The organism is Acidaminococcus sp. BV3L6 (genome assembly GCF_000468835.1).
Taxonomy (GTDB): Bacteria; Bacillota; Negativicutes; order Acidaminococcales; family Acidaminococcaceae; genus Acidaminococcus; species Acidaminococcus intestini.
The window spans coordinates 50,706-65,894 of the sequence record NZ_AWUR01000044.1 but is presented as its reverse complement, the minus strand read 5'-3'; the positions used below and the strand labels follow the sequence as shown (position 1 = coordinate 65,894).

Below are 15,189 nucleotides of genomic sequence, written 5' to 3'. Positions count from 1 at the left end.
CCCTTTTTAGTTTTTACTCAGCCCCAAAATTGGGCTGAGTTGATGTAGACGTGAGCTCATTGCTTTAAGTAAAGATGAATCTAAAGCAATAGGCTCATGACCTATCGTAAGATGGACCATCTCACGATTTACGATAGATGACGCCTGGGCGCTTCCCCTCCTAACCTTTTGTCGTCACCTCCAGCGCCCAGCTCATCAGGCAAGAAGCTTTTTTCAGCCTATGGACCTATACGCGGCCATCTGCGTTGTCGCCAACGACCTCAATCGCCTCGACGTATCGGCCTCTGGCCGCAAGGAAACTCGCGCGTCGCCGATTTGTTTTTGGTGGCGCCGCTTCGGAGAACCTTTGCGCAACAGATTCCGCGTCGCTGCGCTAGCGGATTGCTGGTGTCTCAGGTCCGCCGTCGTCGATGAGGCCGGGTGCTCCTAGCATCCGACTACGTCTAGGCCATATGTGAAAAAAGCAAATGAAAATAAAAAAGACCAAAGGAGCAACGACAAATCGTGTTCCTACGGGACTGGGCGGACCGCTACGGTCTTTTGCCTTAGAATTTCTTTGTATTTGCCTTACAAGCTCCTCCTTCCGACAAGAAACGTACCCTTCGACAACACAATTGACGCATAGCGCCAATCCGCTCCCTTTCGGTGGAGGGTGAGGAGCGCGGCGACGTTACATTACGAGCGGTAAGCGAAGAACATTTTTCGATGGTTCAAGGCTGCCTTAAGGCATGGCCTTAGCCGTGCCGGCAGACCGCAAAACCCTGTTATCGAAAAATTTGGTTGGCGCCCAGTACCGCAGGGACATGGTTTGGCGTCGGCATCACGGTCTTTCTCCTTATGGTCTTTTAGTATCAAAGTACCCCAGCGTCACAGTACCATAGCCTTTTCCATGCAATCCTTCGCTCGACAGTGAGAGCCGCAGGCTCGAGACAGCCATTCAGGGCTCATGCCTGAATAGACAGCTTGATAGCCGCCTTCCAAATTTCCTTCTTTTCATGTATCATAAGCATGTATCTGATTTCAATGTAAAGGAGAATCCTTATGCTGCAGGATATTGGTCAAGGTCTTTTCCGTAATGAATATATGCCGGTGCCACCCCAGAAAGAAGACATTGTCTTTTCCTTTGATGGCGGCAAGACCCTTCTTCGGGAAGGCGAGGAAGGAATCGAGGTACCCCTTGTTGGGTCGCTAAAGGAGGCAGAGCTACCCCATTTGCAGTATCTTTTTCGCATTGGGGAACGGTCTTATTACCTTTGGATGGGGAAGGAGCCGCTTCAGAAGGCGCGCTTTTCCTATGAAATCGTCCGCAAATTCCGCTTGGCCTGTCCTCAGGCCCTCTGCTTTGCGGGAGAGACGGCCTATCATCTGTACCGCTGGTACCGGGACAATCGGTTCTGCGGAGTCTGCGGCCATGAGATGGTCCATGATACAGTAGAACGGGCCATGCGCTGCCCCAGCTGTGAGCATGTGGTCTATCCTAAGATTATGCCTGCCGTTATTGTCGGCGTCATCCACGAGGGAAAGCTTCTTACAAGCCGCTATGCCGGCCGGGCTTATGGCGGTCTCGCCCTTATTGCCGGTTTTGTTGAAATTGGTGAGACCGGTGAAGACACGGTGCGCCGGGAAGTTATGGAAGAGGTGGGCCTTAAAGTAAAGAACATCACCTACTTTGCTACCCAGCCCTGGGGCTTTGAATCAGATCTGCTCTTGGGGTACTTCTGTGAAGTCGATGGGGATCCGACCATCCATGTGGATCACAGGGAGCTTGCCACAGCAGAATGGATGGATGCGGAGATGCTCCAAAAAGAGGAACTTCAAACCATTACCCTAACGGCAACGATGATGGATACCTTTCGTAAAGGCCTCTATCCACCTAAAAATAAACTCTTTCGTCAAGGGAAGGAGTAATCACCATTATTTTTGACAAATGTCAGAAATAATGGTATTATATGACATATGTCAGAAAAAGGAAAGGAGGCCCATGCATGGGCAGAACGAAACGGAGCCGCAGGGTAGGGACTTATCCCGAGTGGAATAGCTTTGTCCCCGAAGAAGGGGAGCACCCAGAGACAGTCTTTCTTTCCATCGAGGAATTTGAGACCATCCGTCTTATCGATTATGAACATTTGACGCAACAGGCTTGTGCTGACAATATGCAGGTTGCGCGGACAACGGTGACGGATATGTACGACCATGCCCGTTTCATCCTTGCTGACTGTCTTATAAGCGGCAAGAAACTTGTCATTGCCGGAGGCCACTACAAGCTCAAGGAAACCGCTTTACGAGGCAATGATTTTGTAAAACAGAAAGGACTTGATATTATGCGTGTTGCTGTTCCCTATGAAGAAGGTTCCGTGTTCCAGCATTTTGGCCGGACGGAAACCTTTAAAGTCTACGATATTGATCACGGTGCTATTGTCTCGTCCGCCCTTCTGTCCACGATGGGCCAGGGCCATGGCGCGCTGAGCGGCTTTCTGCGGGAAGCCGGTGTGGATACGGTCCTTTGCGGCGGTATCGGTGAAGGCGCAAGACAGGCCTTGGGCGCGGAAAAAATCAACTTTTATACCGGCGTGACCGGTTTATGTGACGACGCTGCCGCGGCTTTTTTAGCGGGGAATCTTGTGTATTCAAATGAGCCACGTGCCTGCGACCATCATGACCACCATGAGGTCGGCTGTCATCACAGGTAAGATCAATGGAGCAGGGAGCACCCGAGTCTTTCAGGTGCTCTTTTTTTGTGGCACCTTTTGAGAAAAAGGAGTTCATCATGGATTACCATATTCGTCCCCTGGAAAAACGGGATTATACGCTGCTGCCCGATTTTCTATATGAAACAATTTATGTTCCCAAAGGACGGAAGAAGCCGTCCAAAAAGATCCTAAATATGCCCGAACTGCGACTTTATACCCATGGGTTTGGGCAAAAAGCTTCTGATTTTGGTTTTGCAGCGGAGTGGAAGCATCATGTGATTGGCACGGTATGGGCCCGCATCATGAAAGATTATTCCCATATCAATAAGGAAATTCCTTCCCTTGTCCTTTCCATCAGTGCGTCCCATAGGGGCAAAGGATTGGGCACTAGGCTTCTGACAAAACTCATGAAAGAGGCAAAGCTCATTGGCTATCCGGCCCTTTCCCTTTCGGTCCAGGTCTCGAATCCGGCACGGTTTCTCTACAAAAAACTGGGCTTTGAATCTCTGACTGTCGTCAAAGGGGAAACGGAGGAAGAAATCGTTATGGTGAAGGAATTTTCTTAAAGTCTGTGGACGCTCTCCTTTTCATTTCGTATAATAAAAGGGTATGAAATAGAAAGGACCGTTATTTATGGATCGTATTCTTCTTTTAGCGGCTGCACTCCTATGGGGCGGCACGCTGTCAGCCCAGCGCATCAGCACACAGTTTCTCGGGGCTTTTTCCTTTATGGGTGTCCGCTATCTTGCGGGCTTTTTATCCATGCTGCCCATTGTCTATTGGGAACAGCGGTATCATAACCATGCCATCGACGGAGAAAAAAAGCCTTTTTCTCTTGTCCTAGCGGCGGCAATCCTTGCCATCTTCCTTACGGCGGGGACCGGTTTTCAGCAACTGGGAATGTTCTACACGACAGCGGGCAAGGCGGGGTTCATTACGAGCCTTTATATCGTCATCGTGCCGTTTTTTGCCTACTTTGTGGGGCAGCCCCTTCGTCGGACTGCTATCATCGGGAGCCTCCTTGCCATGATCGGTATGTATTTTCTTGCGTATCCTACGGATGGAGCTTCTTTTAACCGCGGTGATATCTTGATTGCCATTTGTTCCGTCGTCTGGTCTATCTATATCCTGCTTGTGGACCGCTGGGCTGTTCATTATGCAGGGTTTACCCTCGTTGCCGTGGAATTCTTTTTTGCCAGCATCTACAACCTTGTCTTAAGTCAGCTTGCTGGCGAAGTCATTACCCTGAATCATATTGAGGCAGCCCTTTGGCCAATCTTGTACTGCGGCTTTTTGGGCGGCGGCCTTGCTTATTCCTTCCAGTTTATCGGGCAGCGCGGCGTGGGACCGACCGAAGCGTCACTGCTTTTAAGTTCGGAAACTGTCTTCAGCGTCATCGGCGGCTGGCTAATCTTGGGGGAAATCCTGTCCGGAAGGGAATTGGTGGGTTGCTTGTTTATGCTGATGGGAATCATTAGCAGTCAGATTAAAATTAAATAGAACTCGGAACAAAAATTGCTCTGATTCGATGCAGTTACGTGTCATCATTGGATTTTAAATGATTGATCTTATGCCAATGATGGCATGTCCCGTCGTAACATGATACGTACCATAATCTTATGTTAAAGTCGCCCGAAATATGCCTCCGTCCGTCCCTTTTGAGTCAGCCAAAAAATTGGGCTGATTTGATGAAGTACGTGAGACCATTGCTTTGAGAAAAATTAATCTGAAGCAACGGACTCATGGCATATCGTACAACGGAACGTTTCACGGTAGGGGATAGCTATTGCCTGGGCGCTTCCTTTCCTAACTATGTGCCGTTACCTCCAGTGCCTAGCTTATCAAAGCGGAATCTTTTTGCAATCTTCGTGCCATATGGGCCTATCTACAATGTTGCTGGCGACCTCCATTTCCTCAACGTACCGGCCTCTGGCCGCAAGGAAACTCACGCGTTGCCGCTTCGGAGAACCTTCGCGCAACAGCTCTTGCGTCGCTGCGCTAGCGGATTGCTGGCGTCTCAGGTTTGACTCGTCGCGGAGGCCGCGGGCTCCTCGTACCTGGATCCATCTGAACCGAATTTACAAAAAGCAATTGGAAGAAAAGAATGGAACGGGCGGGCCAAATCGCTCTACGGGAGGGCGCCGAATTGATTTTTCAATCACACGGTCCTGTAGCCGAATCGCTTCTACAGCGTCTTGCGATTTGCGGCTTTGGCCCATTGAAAAATGATCCTCGCTAACCGCTCGTGATGAGACGTCGGGCAAAAATCGCCTTCCTCATCCATTCCCTACTCCTGCAAGCAAGCCTTTTCGGTGGATACCCCTGCCTTGGTAAGGCGGAAAGACCAGAAATCAAAACGATTGTAAAGCTTAAGACCATGAAACAAGTCCTAAACCGAATTTAGATACAGGTTCGGTTTAGGACTCTTCGTTTATATTTTTGTTCTTCAGAAATTGATTTTTATACAGAAATCACGACCGAATCTGGAACAACCCGCGTTCGTGTTTTCCCTCTGAGCTCGACTCGTGCAGTCGATCCGCCTTTGCCAAGGTGGGGGACCCAAACCGGGACATTTCTACAAGCTGGCATCATCAACATTTCTCGGTTTTGGTGATGGATGAGGACGCACAGTGACGTTTCCCAGCGAACGATAGTGAGGACCATTCGCCCGAGTCCCAAGCTCGCTTTGGATCGCCAGTGGAAGAGCGCAGGGACATGTTTCCGAACGAATTTAATTCGGCGCCCAGTCCCGTAGGGACACGGTTTGGCATTGGCCTCGCGATTTTTTAGCATTACAGCATCAAAGCCCCCAGCGGCCTCTAGTCCTCTTCAGAACGACAGCAAAAGCCGCAGGCTCGAGACCGCCTTTCAGGGATTAGGCCCTGAAAGGTCAACTTGGCAGTCTAAATAGTCTTTTAGTCAGCCCGATTTTTGGGCTGATTTTCTCTCTCCAGCAGCCGCTTCTTCCTTTCTATTCCTCCCGCATATCCTGTCAGCGAGCCATCCTTTCCAATCACTCGGTGGCAAGGGATGATGATGGAAATGGGATTCCGTCCAACGGCGTTTCCCACGGCTTGGGCGGAGAAGTGGGGTTTCCCATCTTCTTTTGCAATTTCTGCTGCAATGGCGCCGTAGGTCGTAACGTTACCATAAGGGATGGCAAGGAGCTTTTGCCATACCCTTTTTTGGAAGGCTGTTCCTTTCGGTGCCAAGGGGAGCATTCCTGGATCTGGCTGTTTACCCTTAAAGTAGCACATTAGATAGGTCTTAACGGTTTTCCAAAGGGGCAGCGATTCCAAGGATTCAAAGGAGCCCTCTTCCATGGTTCCGTCATAGCGCTGGCCCACAAAATAAAGGGCCGTCACATTTTCCCCGTCACTTTGGACGGAAATATCTCCCAAGGGGGAGTCGTATATGGCTTGATAGATCATCGTTCTTCCTTTCTTTTCCTTAGCGCCATAGGCTCACGGTCGCATAACTTCTGAAAGGCCGCCACGCTTCGGCAAGGGTCAGGCGCTCTTTTGGCGTTGTTCCCGGCAGAGCATGCTTGATACCGGCATCGGTCTCAAGAAAAATATCCGGGTCTTTGAGGACACGCATGGCTATATAGTCACTTGTCCAACGGCCAATGCCTTTCAGCGCTAGGAGTGCTTTTTTTGTTTCCTCTCGGCTTCTGGTACCGTCAAGGCGCAGGGAGCCGTCCATAAGGGCCTGCGCGAGGGCCCTTATGGACGCGGATTTCGAGGAGATGATGCCGAGTTTTCCCAATTCATCAGAGAGGCTTTCTCCATAGGAAAGGATCTTTTCCGGTGTGGGGAAAAGGTGGGTGAGACCGGGATGGCCTGTTTCAATAGGTGTTCCCAAGACTGCCACAAAACGCGCGGCAAGAGTACTTGCCGCTTTCACTGTAATCTGCTGACCTAAGATGGCCCGCACAGCCGTTTCAAAACCGTCAAAGGCTCCGGGAATGCGGATTCCTTCTGCAAAAGTGCCGGGAACCCCATCATTCATGGCGTAAAGCACGGCGGCAATGGTTTCCGGAAAAGCTGCCAGGTCAAACTGCCGGGATACGCGAAAGATAACATCTGAGAGAACGGGAAGCAGCGAGTCCGAAAGGGTCAGGGTGAGGGCATTGCACTTTTTGTTGGGCGAAACGGAAATGATTCCATGATAACGCGCTCCTTTTTCCCCTGCAAGGGTTACGGTACGCTTATAGATGCCTTCCGAAACGGTCTCGATGCCTTTCATGGCACGCCCTTTCAAAAAGTCAAAAAGCGGCGACGCAAGATAGGGCGGGCGATAGGTGAGGGTGAGCGAGAGCGTCCCCAATGCAGGATGGGACGAGTCCAGTCGGCGCAGGGCTGTCGGCGTCAAGTGGTACCGTTCCTGAAAAAGTTCATTCAGTCGCCTGGTGCTGCCAAATCCTGAAGCGAGGGTAATCTCTGCAATGGGAAGGGACGAATCCTGGAGCAGGGCTTTGGCAAGAAGCAGGCGACAGGTTTCAAGATAAGTCACGGGTGTTACGTGGAAACGGTCCCAAAAGGCACGGCGCATGTGGCGACTTGAATAGCCAAAACGCGCTGCCATTCCTTCAAGGGAAAGAGGGGTGCTGGCGTGGGACCACAGGTAAGCGCCCATCTTTTCCGCAAGGCTGTCCGTTCCTAGAAGGCTTGCTGAAAAGGAAGGCCGTTCCGGGTGGCAGACGAGGCAGGGCCGATAGCCTGCTGCTTCCGCCTCGGCCGCGCTTTCAAAAAAATCACAGTTTTTTGCACTGGCCCGTCGGGCCGGACAAATGGGCCGGCAGTAGATGCCCGTTGATTTGATTCCAACAAAAAGCACACCGTCGTAGGACGTGTCGCGGCTGCGGTAGGCCTCATAGGCTTCTTTGACGGGTAACTTCATAAGCGGGGAACACCTCCTTTTTTCACACTATACCACGATTCCACGAAAAAAGCTCGCGGTTTTCGGACATGGATAGGTAAGGGCTTTTCCCTTCCTGCGTTGCAAGGACGCTTCAATTTATGGTAAAATTTTGTGGTTTATCAAAGCGGGCATGGGTCCGCCATAGAAAAGAGGAATTTGCTGCTGTGAACAAGATAGGAATCATTGTGAATGCCGATGATTTTGGCCGTCACGAGCTCATCAATGGAGCCGTTCGGGAAGGCTGCCAAAATGGGCTTATCCGTTCGGCAACCCTTATGGTCATGGGGAATGCCTTTGCTGATGCTGTAAAGACAGCCAAGGAGCTGCCTGAACTCGGTGTCGGGGTTCATTTGACCGTTGTGGATGGTACGCCGATCCTAGCGCCAAAACAGATTCCTTCCCTCATTGACCCCAAGACGGGCCGCTTTTACGCAGACCACGGGGCCTTTGTCAAAGCCTATGCGAAAGGGAAAATCCGGATGAGCGATGTGCGCCACGAGTGGGAAGCCCAGATTGAGAAGTTTCTTGCTTCCGGCCTCATTCCGACCCATGTGGACAGTCATCAGCATATGCATGTCCTGCCTGGCCTTATCGATGTGGCCCTTGACCTGTGCGCCCGCTATATGATCCCTGCCATGCGAATTCCTTCCATCCCCGTGGATTTGCGTCAGACGACGCTTAAGAACCTGGGCGAACAAATTGGCCGTACGGGGCTTCACGTTCTTGCCGAACGGGCACGAAAGAAGGCTAAAGCCTTTCAGCTTGTCGTGCCTGATGCCTTTGGCGGCATCGTAGCAGGACGGGCCGTGGATAAAAAGACCATCCGACAGATCCTTTTAAGTCATTATCAAGGGGTAACGGAAATCATGGTCCATCCTGGTCTTGATGACGCCATTCTTAGTGCCGATGCGCACTGGGACCACAGCTTTGAAACGGAACTTGCGGCTGTGACCGACGAGGGAAATCGCTCCATTTGTGAAGCTCTTTCCATTCATGTCATGAATTTCAGGGACCTTGTGGAAGAAAGGAAACAGCCATGATCTATACGGTAACACTCAATCCGTCCCTTGACTATATTGTGGACGTGGAAAACCTTACGGTTGGCGCCATCAACCGAAGCACGAAGGAAGCCATTTACCCCGGCGGCAAGGGCATCAACGTGTCCATCATCCTTTCCCGTCTCGGCGCCGAGACAACGGTAATTGGCTTCAAAGCGGGCTTTACAGGGGAAAACCTGGAGCACCTTGTCCAAAAAGAAGGCATCAAGGCTCAGCTTCTTTCGGTTGAAAAAGGCTTTACCCGCATCAACGTGAAAGTGCGGGGAAAGGAAGAGACGGCCATTAACGGCGCCGGACCAGAAGTGGCGGAAAAGGAATTAGCTGACCTTACAACCCGTCTTGAAGGTCTCGGAAAAGATGATACCCTCGTCCTTTCCGGGAGTGCACCTAAAAAAGCTGCCGATACGCTCTACGCAGATCTTGCAGCGAGGATGGAAGCCCGCGGCACACGCTGCGTTATCGATGCAACGGGCATGCTTCTTACAAAAGCGCTGCCCTATCACCCCTTCCTCGTAAAACCCAATCTAGAAGAACTCGAGGAAATCGTAGGTAAAAAGCTTGATGGTCTTTCTGCCATCGAAATCGCGGCGCAGCAGATGCAGCAGCTGGGAGCGCGGAATGTCCTTGTCTCCTTAGGCGGAGAGGGTGCCCTTCTTATCGATGAAAAAGGCCATGCTCATCACCACAGGGCCCCAAAGGGAAAAGTCCTCAATACAGTTGGTGCCGGTGACAGTATGGTCGCAGGTTTTCTCGCAGGGTACGAAAAGACCGGTGATTATGCAAAGGCTCTCCATTGGGGCATCTGCGCTGGCAGTGCCACGGCCTTTACAATGCATTTAGCAAGTCAAGCGGCGATGAAAGAACTGATTGAAAAGGGAGAATGACATGAAAATCACGGATCTGCTCAAAAAAGAGAGTGTCCTCTTAGAAGGTCACGCCACTGACAAAAAAGACGCCCTCCATACCTTGGTGGGTCTCATGGCCAAACAAGGAAACGTCGCCGATGTGGAAACGTACGAAGCCTGCGTTCTTAAGCGGGAAGAAGAGGGCAGTACAGGTGTTGGCGAGGGCGTTGCCATTCCTCATGCCAAGACGAGTGCTGTCACACGTCCTGGTCTTGCCTTTATGCGCTGCCTTGATGGCGTGGAATTTGATTCCCTCGACGGACAGCCAGCAAAACTCTTTTTCCTCATTGCCGCACCGGACAGTAAGGACAACGTCCATTTGGACGTATTGAGCCGCCTGTCGACGCTCCTCATGGACCCTGATTTTATTAATGGTCTCATGGCTGTAACAAGTGAGGACGAACTTTTTGCTCTCATCACAAAAGCTGAAGCGGAAAAGTATGCTGACGAAGAGCCGGCAGAAGAAGCCACTCCTGCTGTGGCAGGGGATAAGAAGGCACCCTATCAGGTCCTTGCCGTCACAGCCTGCCCGACGGGCATTGCTCACACTTATATGGCGGCCGAAAGCCTGGAGCAACATGCGGCCAAAAAGGGTATTTCCATCAAAGTTGAGACCAACGGCCAAAGCGGCATCAAGCATGCCCTCACGGCTGAAGAAATCGAAGGGGCGGAAGGCATCATCGTCGCTGCTGATAAGTACGTTCCCATGAACCGCTTCAAGGGAAAACGTGTCGTCATCGTAAAGGTTGCGGACGGTATCAATAAAGCGGATGCCCTCCTTGATGAAGCCCTTTCGGGGAAGGTCCCCATTTTTGAAGGGGAGACCGGCGGAAGTAAAACCGCAGCGGAAGAAGCCGCAGAAAGCGGTGCCCGTAAGATCTATAAGCACCTTATGGACGGCGTTTCCCATATGCTGCCCTTTGTCATTGGCGGGGGCATCCTCATCGCCCTTGCCTTCCTTGCTGATATGAGTGCTGCGGGGACGGCCCAGTTCGGGAACAGCACGCCTTTTGCGGCCTTCCTCAAAAATACGGGGAGCATGGCCTTTGGCTTCATGATGCCCATGCTCGCAGGCTTCATTAGTCAGAGCATTGCCGACAGGCCGGGTCTTCTTGTCGGTATCATGACCGGCGCCCTTGCAAGTGCGGGCGGCAGTGGTTTTTTTGGGGCGCTTATCGGCGGTTTTGCAGCCGGCTACCTCATTCTTCTATTAAAGAAACTCGTAAGCGGTTTGCCTCAGTCTCTGGAAAGCCTGAAACCAATTCTCATCTATCCCGTCATCGGTCTCCTTCTCATTGGGGCTCTCATGGCTGGCGTCATCAACCCTGTCATGGCTTCCTTTAATCAGTGGGTGACTGGTTCCCTGGCTCATATGGGCGGCACGAGCAAAGTTCTCATGGGCTTTATCCTGGGTGGTATGATGAGCATTGACTTTGGCGGGCCGCTCAACAAGGCTGCCTATGTTTTTGGCACGGCTTCCCTTGCTGGCGCCGATGGGTCCGCCGTTTCATCCCCCTTCATGGCTGCTGTCATGATAGGCGGCATGGTGCCCCCCGTAGCCATTGCCATTGCAACGCAGTGCTTCCGCAGCAAGTTCACGGAAAAAGATCGCAAGTCCTTTGTCTCGACTTTTGTCATGGGTCTTGCTTTCATTACGGAAGGGGCCATTCCTTTTGCTGCAGAAGATCCGATGAGGGTCATCCCGTCATGCGCCATTGGTGCTGCGGTAGCAGGGGCCCTCAGCATGTACTTTGGCTGCTCTGTGCCCGCGCCGCACGGCGGAATATTTGTCTTTGGCGTTGTCCAAAATACCGGCATGTATCTCGTATCCCTTGCTGTAGGCTCCGTCGTTGGGGCGGTCCTTCTGGGTGTTTTAAAGAAAAAAGTATAAGTTCATAGAGGCTGTGAAAAATGGGGAAATCCTTTTTTCACAGTCTCTTTTTTATGGAGAAAAGACACAACTGCTTAAAGGTGGTTGCCGCATCGCACCAATTCGCACCAAGCCTTCAAAAAAGGCGCGTCAGGGTCACGGTTACCCGTCTTTTCCATCAAGACCTTGCCATACTGTCCTTTGCTCTTGGGTCATTGCCTCAGGGCGGCGGAAGCAAATCCGCCTTGGCAAAGGCGAATCGGCTCTTCGAGTCGAGTTCAAAGGAAAAATACGTACGCAGGTCGTCCCGGGACGATTGTGATTCCTCTTACGGTCTTTTGGTCGACAGACTCTTTGTCTTTCTCTTCCGCTTCAATAAGCTGGGCACTGGAAGTAATGGCATGTTCTACATAATTATCAGTCTAGTTTTTATCGGGATCCAACTTTCCGCCACCTTGTCATTGACAACGCTTCATGGTAGAATGAAAGTGTATCTACAACAATAAGGAGGGGAGTCCCATGTCAACCGTTACGTTTGCTGCCATCAAATCCAAGGTGGAAGAACTTTGCACGCTGCCTTCCACCTGTCCTGAACTGAAAGCCGTCTGTATGGAATGGCTCGCAGCTGTTGGTACGGACCGTCAGCAGGAAATGAACACTAAGCTCTTAAAGGAAGTGGGAGAAGACATCAACACCCTTGATGACGTCATTCCGTTCTTTGAATCTGCTGCAGGTAAGAAGATCTTCGGTGAAGAAACGGCAGCCCAGCTTGCAAAAAAGGCCCACGACCTGAAGGCCGAAGGCAAGAAATACTGTTTCTGCCCGTCCTGCACGATTTGTCTCTTCATCCTGGAAAATAAAGAAGTCCTTCTCTAAGGAACGATTCCAGGGGGTGCTTTCGCGGCACCCCTTTTCCTATGTCGAAATCGCCAGTTTTCTATATCATTGGGAGGCATTATGTTTGTCAATCGTCCACTGACGACTCGTGCCGTCGTTTTTATCGGCCTTTTGGGGGCCTTATCCTTTCTTCTCATGAGTTTCGAATTTCCCTTGCCTTTTGCACCTGCCTACATGAAATTCGAAATCTCTGATATGCCGGCCCTTTTCGGCGGCTTTTTTCTGGGACCCATTGCCGGGGCCTTGGCTGCCTTTGTCAAGATCCTTTTGAAACTTGTCATTATCGGGACAAACAGCGCCCTTGTAGGAGAGGTCATGAACCTTTTCTGTTCCATTGCTTATGTCGTCCCAAGCACCATCTTCTACCATCTCCATCATTCAAAAAAAGGCGCCCTCTATGCCCTTGTGTCTGGCTCCCTCATTGCCAGTATCTTTGCCGTTGTGACAAACTATTACTTTGCCATTCCCATGTATGTGAAGCTCTACGGGATCCCTCTTGAAACCATCCTCAAGATGGGGCGAGCCGTCAATCCTTTTGTAGATTCCCTCATAGATTATCTCTTATTTACGGTCCTGCCCTTTAACCTCATCAAATACGGAATCGTAAGTTTTCTTACCTATCTTGTCTATAAAAAGGCCAGTGTGGCCTTGACGGAAATCGTGAATCGTCTTGATCGGTAAGGAGAAAATTGATGGAATATGGTAAAATTGATGAACCCCATTTTGTGGTCTGCCTTGAGGGGGGCGATGAAATCCATGACAGCCTTGTTGCCTTTGTTGAAAAAGAGCACATCACCTTTGGAATGATTCAGGGCATTGGCACCGTCCGGGAAGTCACGTTGGGCTTTTTTCACCCTGACAGGAAAGAATATAGGGAAACGAAACTTTACGGCATCAAGGAAATCATTTCCCTCACAGGAACTCTCGATATGTTTCAGAAAAAGCCCTATGGACATTTTAATATCGCCCTTGGCGGGGAAGTGGCAATACATAGGGCAGCCATATGGTCTCGGGCGTCATCGGAATTACCGCCAAAATCATCGTCACCTGTTTTAACACGATCATCATGCGGGAGAAGGACGAATCCATGGGCTTTAATATGTGGAAACTATCCAAAAAGGCGTAACCTTCGATACAATTTCATAGTAAAAAGCTGGGGCAATTTATTTTGTTCCAGTTTTTTCTTGCTCTTTTTTATCTTTTCCCATTAAAATATAAAAATACGCAATCTCGATAGAAAGGAAGGCCGCCATAATCTCTTCATCGGCAAAAGCCCGTTTATCCATCATCTTCTCCATGCTTGTCTTTGCTACGGTTGGACTCATTGTGCGCCATATTCCACTTCCCGAAAGCGTCATTGCCTTTTGCCGCGCGTTTTTGGGCGCTTTTTCCTCTTTATCTTTGCCTGCGCAAAAAGGAGAGGCCGCGCGGGAAAAACTCTGGGAACACAGGTATAAGCTTTTTTCCTGCGGCTTTGCCATGGGGTTTACCTGGATCTTTCTCTTTAAGGCCTTTGCCAGCACGACCGTAGCCGCAGCAGTCATTTGCTACTATATGGCGCCTATCTTTGTGCTCTTTTTTTCGCCCTTTAGTTTTGGGGAACAACTGACGAAAGGTAAGGTACTCAGCGTGCTCTTTGCTTTTTGCGGTATGATCCTGGTCTCCGGCATCTTTGGGGAATCAAGCGGGGCCAATGCAGAGGGCATGATATATGGGCTCCTAGCGGCTTTCTTTTATGTCTGTGTCATGATGATCAATAAGACCTTGGGGGGCCTTACCCCCTATGAATCGACCCTTGTGGAAGTCATTTTGGCCGCCCTGATCCTTTTACCCTATGTTTTCTGGACGGAAGACGTCTCCCATCTTGTGCTGACGGGTAGCGAATGGGGCTATCTGCTGTTTTTGAGTCTATTTGTGATAGGCTTTACGTACGCTCTTTTCTTCAGCGCCCTGCCCAAACTGGAGGCGGCTGCCATTGCCCTTTATACCTATATCGATCCTATTGTGGCCGTTCTCCTTTCCACGTTTTTGCTCCATGAACGCTTCACGCCTGGCATGTTCCTGGGTGCGGTTTTGATTCTCTTGCCGACAGCCGTACAGGAAATCCGGTCTTTTCATAACAAGGTGAAAGGAGAATAATCCATGTTTTTTAATCCAAGCTGCGGCTTGTGTCTTTATAAGCCGAAACTCACTGAACGGGTCTATGAAAAGCTTCATGCCATAGATCCCTCGCTTAAGCCTCACGGCATCTGTTGCCGGAGGAATCCTGAGCTGCCTCAGGGCGCGGTCATCATTAATGTCTGTCCTTCCTGCGACAATCACTGGCGAACCCGTTATGAGGGCATCCGCACCTTATCTTTGTATGAATATATTGATCGCCTGGACGCCTTTTTTTTGCCGCGCTATGACCAGCTGACGTTGACCATTCACGATCCCTGTCTTGTAAGGGGGCGGGATTCCCTTTATGACAGTGTGCGCAGCCTGCTCCGAAAAATGAGCATTACGGTACGGGAGGCCCCCTACAACAGGGACCATGCCCCGTGCTGCGGTAATTCCTTTTTTAAACGTAAAGATCCTGCAGGTGCTTTTTGCGCGCTTGATCGCTGCGTTTTGCAGCTGCCTTGTGAGAATGTCCTAACCTATTGCCTTACATGTATGAAGATGCTTTCCTTGGGTGGCAAGCGGCCGGTCTTTCTATTGGACCTTATTATGGGGGAGCAAACAAAGCCAGGCTCTCTTGATATTAAGGCATGGCACAGGGCGCTTGACAAGGCGAAATGGCAGGATGATAAGGCCTTTCGCTATTTGGAAAGCCAATCTTTGAAAAATACGGAACGCAAATGATT

General features: G+C 50.6%; 14 protein-coding genes. 12 read left to right on the top strand and 2 right to left on the bottom strand.

Annotation, left to right across the window (positions count from 1 at the left end; all coding sequences use genetic code 11):
- Positions 1 to 1,041 precede the first annotated feature (1,041 nt).
- From nudC to HMPREF1246_RS08270, 4 genes are all read left to right on the top strand, one after another.
- The gene (nudC, locus tag HMPREF1246_RS08285; RefSeq protein ID WP_009016150.1) at positions 1,042 to 1,908 is read left to right on the top strand and encodes an NAD(+) diphosphatase; all 867 of its coding nucleotides are present in this window, start codon (positions 1,042 to 1,044) and stop codon (positions 1,906 to 1,908) included.
- A 77-nt stretch (positions 1,909 to 1,985) separates the two neighbouring features.
- Entirely contained in the window at positions 1,986 to 2,690 is a 705-nt protein-coding gene (locus HMPREF1246_RS08280) for a DUF134 domain-containing protein (protein WP_021737227.1), read from the top strand.
- Between the two features lie 77 nt (positions 2,691 to 2,767).
- Positions 2,768 to 3,256, top strand: coding sequence for an N-acetyltransferase (locus HMPREF1246_RS08275; protein WP_009016152.1), 489 nt, complete (start codon positions 2,768 to 2,770; stop codon positions 3,254 to 3,256).
- 67 nt (positions 3,257 to 3,323) lie between these two features.
- Positions 3,324 to 4,190, top strand: coding sequence for a DMT family transporter (locus HMPREF1246_RS08270; RefSeq protein WP_009016153.1), 867 nt, complete (start codon positions 3,324 to 3,326; stop codon positions 4,188 to 4,190).
- A gap of 1,415 nt (positions 4,191 to 5,605) precedes the next feature.
- Here HMPREF1246_RS08270 and HMPREF1246_RS08265 read toward each other — a convergent pair.
- Both HMPREF1246_RS08265 and HMPREF1246_RS08260 read right to left on the bottom strand, forming a co-directional pair.
- Positions 5,606 to 6,121 carry a methylated-DNA--[protein]-cysteine S-methyltransferase gene (locus HMPREF1246_RS08265; RefSeq protein WP_021737226.1) on the bottom strand — a complete coding sequence of 172 codons (516 nt, stop codon included), beginning with the start codon at positions 6,119 to 6,121 and terminating at the stop codon, positions 5,606 to 5,608.
- 19 nt (positions 6,122 to 6,140) lie between these two features.
- Complete coding sequence (locus HMPREF1246_RS08260) at positions 6,141 to 7,592, bottom strand: DNA-3-methyladenine glycosylase 2 family protein (protein WP_009016155.1); 1,452 nt, start codon at positions 7,590 to 7,592, stop codon at positions 6,141 to 6,143.
- A gap of 185 nt (positions 7,593 to 7,777) precedes the next feature.
- On the opposite strand from HMPREF1246_RS08260, the gene HMPREF1246_RS08255 reads away from it, so the two are divergent.
- The 8 genes from HMPREF1246_RS08255 (at position 7,778) to HMPREF1246_RS08215 (ending at position 15,187) form a co-directional block, all read left to right on the top strand.
- A complete protein-coding gene (locus HMPREF1246_RS08255) occupies positions 7,778 to 8,653 on the top strand; it encodes a ChbG/HpnK family deacetylase (RefSeq protein ID WP_009016156.1) in 876 nt (291 codons plus the stop codon).
- Positions 8,650 to 9,555, top strand: coding sequence for a 1-phosphofructokinase (pfkB, locus tag HMPREF1246_RS08250; RefSeq protein WP_009016157.1), 906 nt, complete (start codon positions 8,650 to 8,652; stop codon positions 9,553 to 9,555). The genes HMPREF1246_RS08255 and pfkB overlap by 4 nt, the downstream gene beginning before the upstream one ends.
- A gap of 1 nt (position 9,556) precedes the next feature.
- Positions 9,557 to 11,467 carry a PTS fructose transporter subunit IIABC gene (locus tag HMPREF1246_RS08245; RefSeq protein WP_021737219.1) on the top strand — a complete coding sequence of 637 codons (1,911 nt, stop codon included), beginning with the start codon at positions 9,557 to 9,559 and terminating at the stop codon, positions 11,465 to 11,467.
- A 498-nt stretch (positions 11,468 to 11,965) separates the two neighbouring features.
- A complete protein-coding gene (locus HMPREF1246_RS08235; protein ID WP_009015463.1) occupies positions 11,966 to 12,322 on the top strand; it encodes a hypothetical protein in 357 nt (118 codons plus the stop codon).
- A gap of 81 nt (positions 12,323 to 12,403) precedes the next feature.
- Entirely contained in the window at positions 12,404 to 13,024 is a 621-nt protein-coding gene (locus tag HMPREF1246_RS08230; protein WP_009015462.1) for an ECF transporter S component, read from the top strand.
- An 11-nt stretch (positions 13,025 to 13,035) separates the two neighbouring features.
- Entirely contained in the window at positions 13,036 to 13,554 is a 519-nt protein-coding gene (locus HMPREF1246_RS10330; protein ID WP_016459498.1) for a PPC domain-containing DNA-binding protein, read from the top strand.
- A gap of 85 nt (positions 13,555 to 13,639) precedes the next feature.
- Positions 13,640 to 14,482 (top strand): DMT family transporter, encoded by an 843-nt coding sequence (locus HMPREF1246_RS08220; protein ID WP_009015460.1) that lies wholly within the window; start codon positions 13,640 to 13,642, stop codon positions 14,480 to 14,482.
- Positions 14,483 to 14,485: 3 nt separating this feature from the next.
- On the top strand, positions 14,486 to 15,187 hold the full coding sequence (locus HMPREF1246_RS08215; protein ID WP_009015459.1) for a (Fe-S)-binding protein: 702 nt from the start codon (positions 14,486 to 14,488) through the stop codon (positions 15,185 to 15,187).
- Positions 15,188 to 15,189 lie beyond the last annotated feature (2 nt).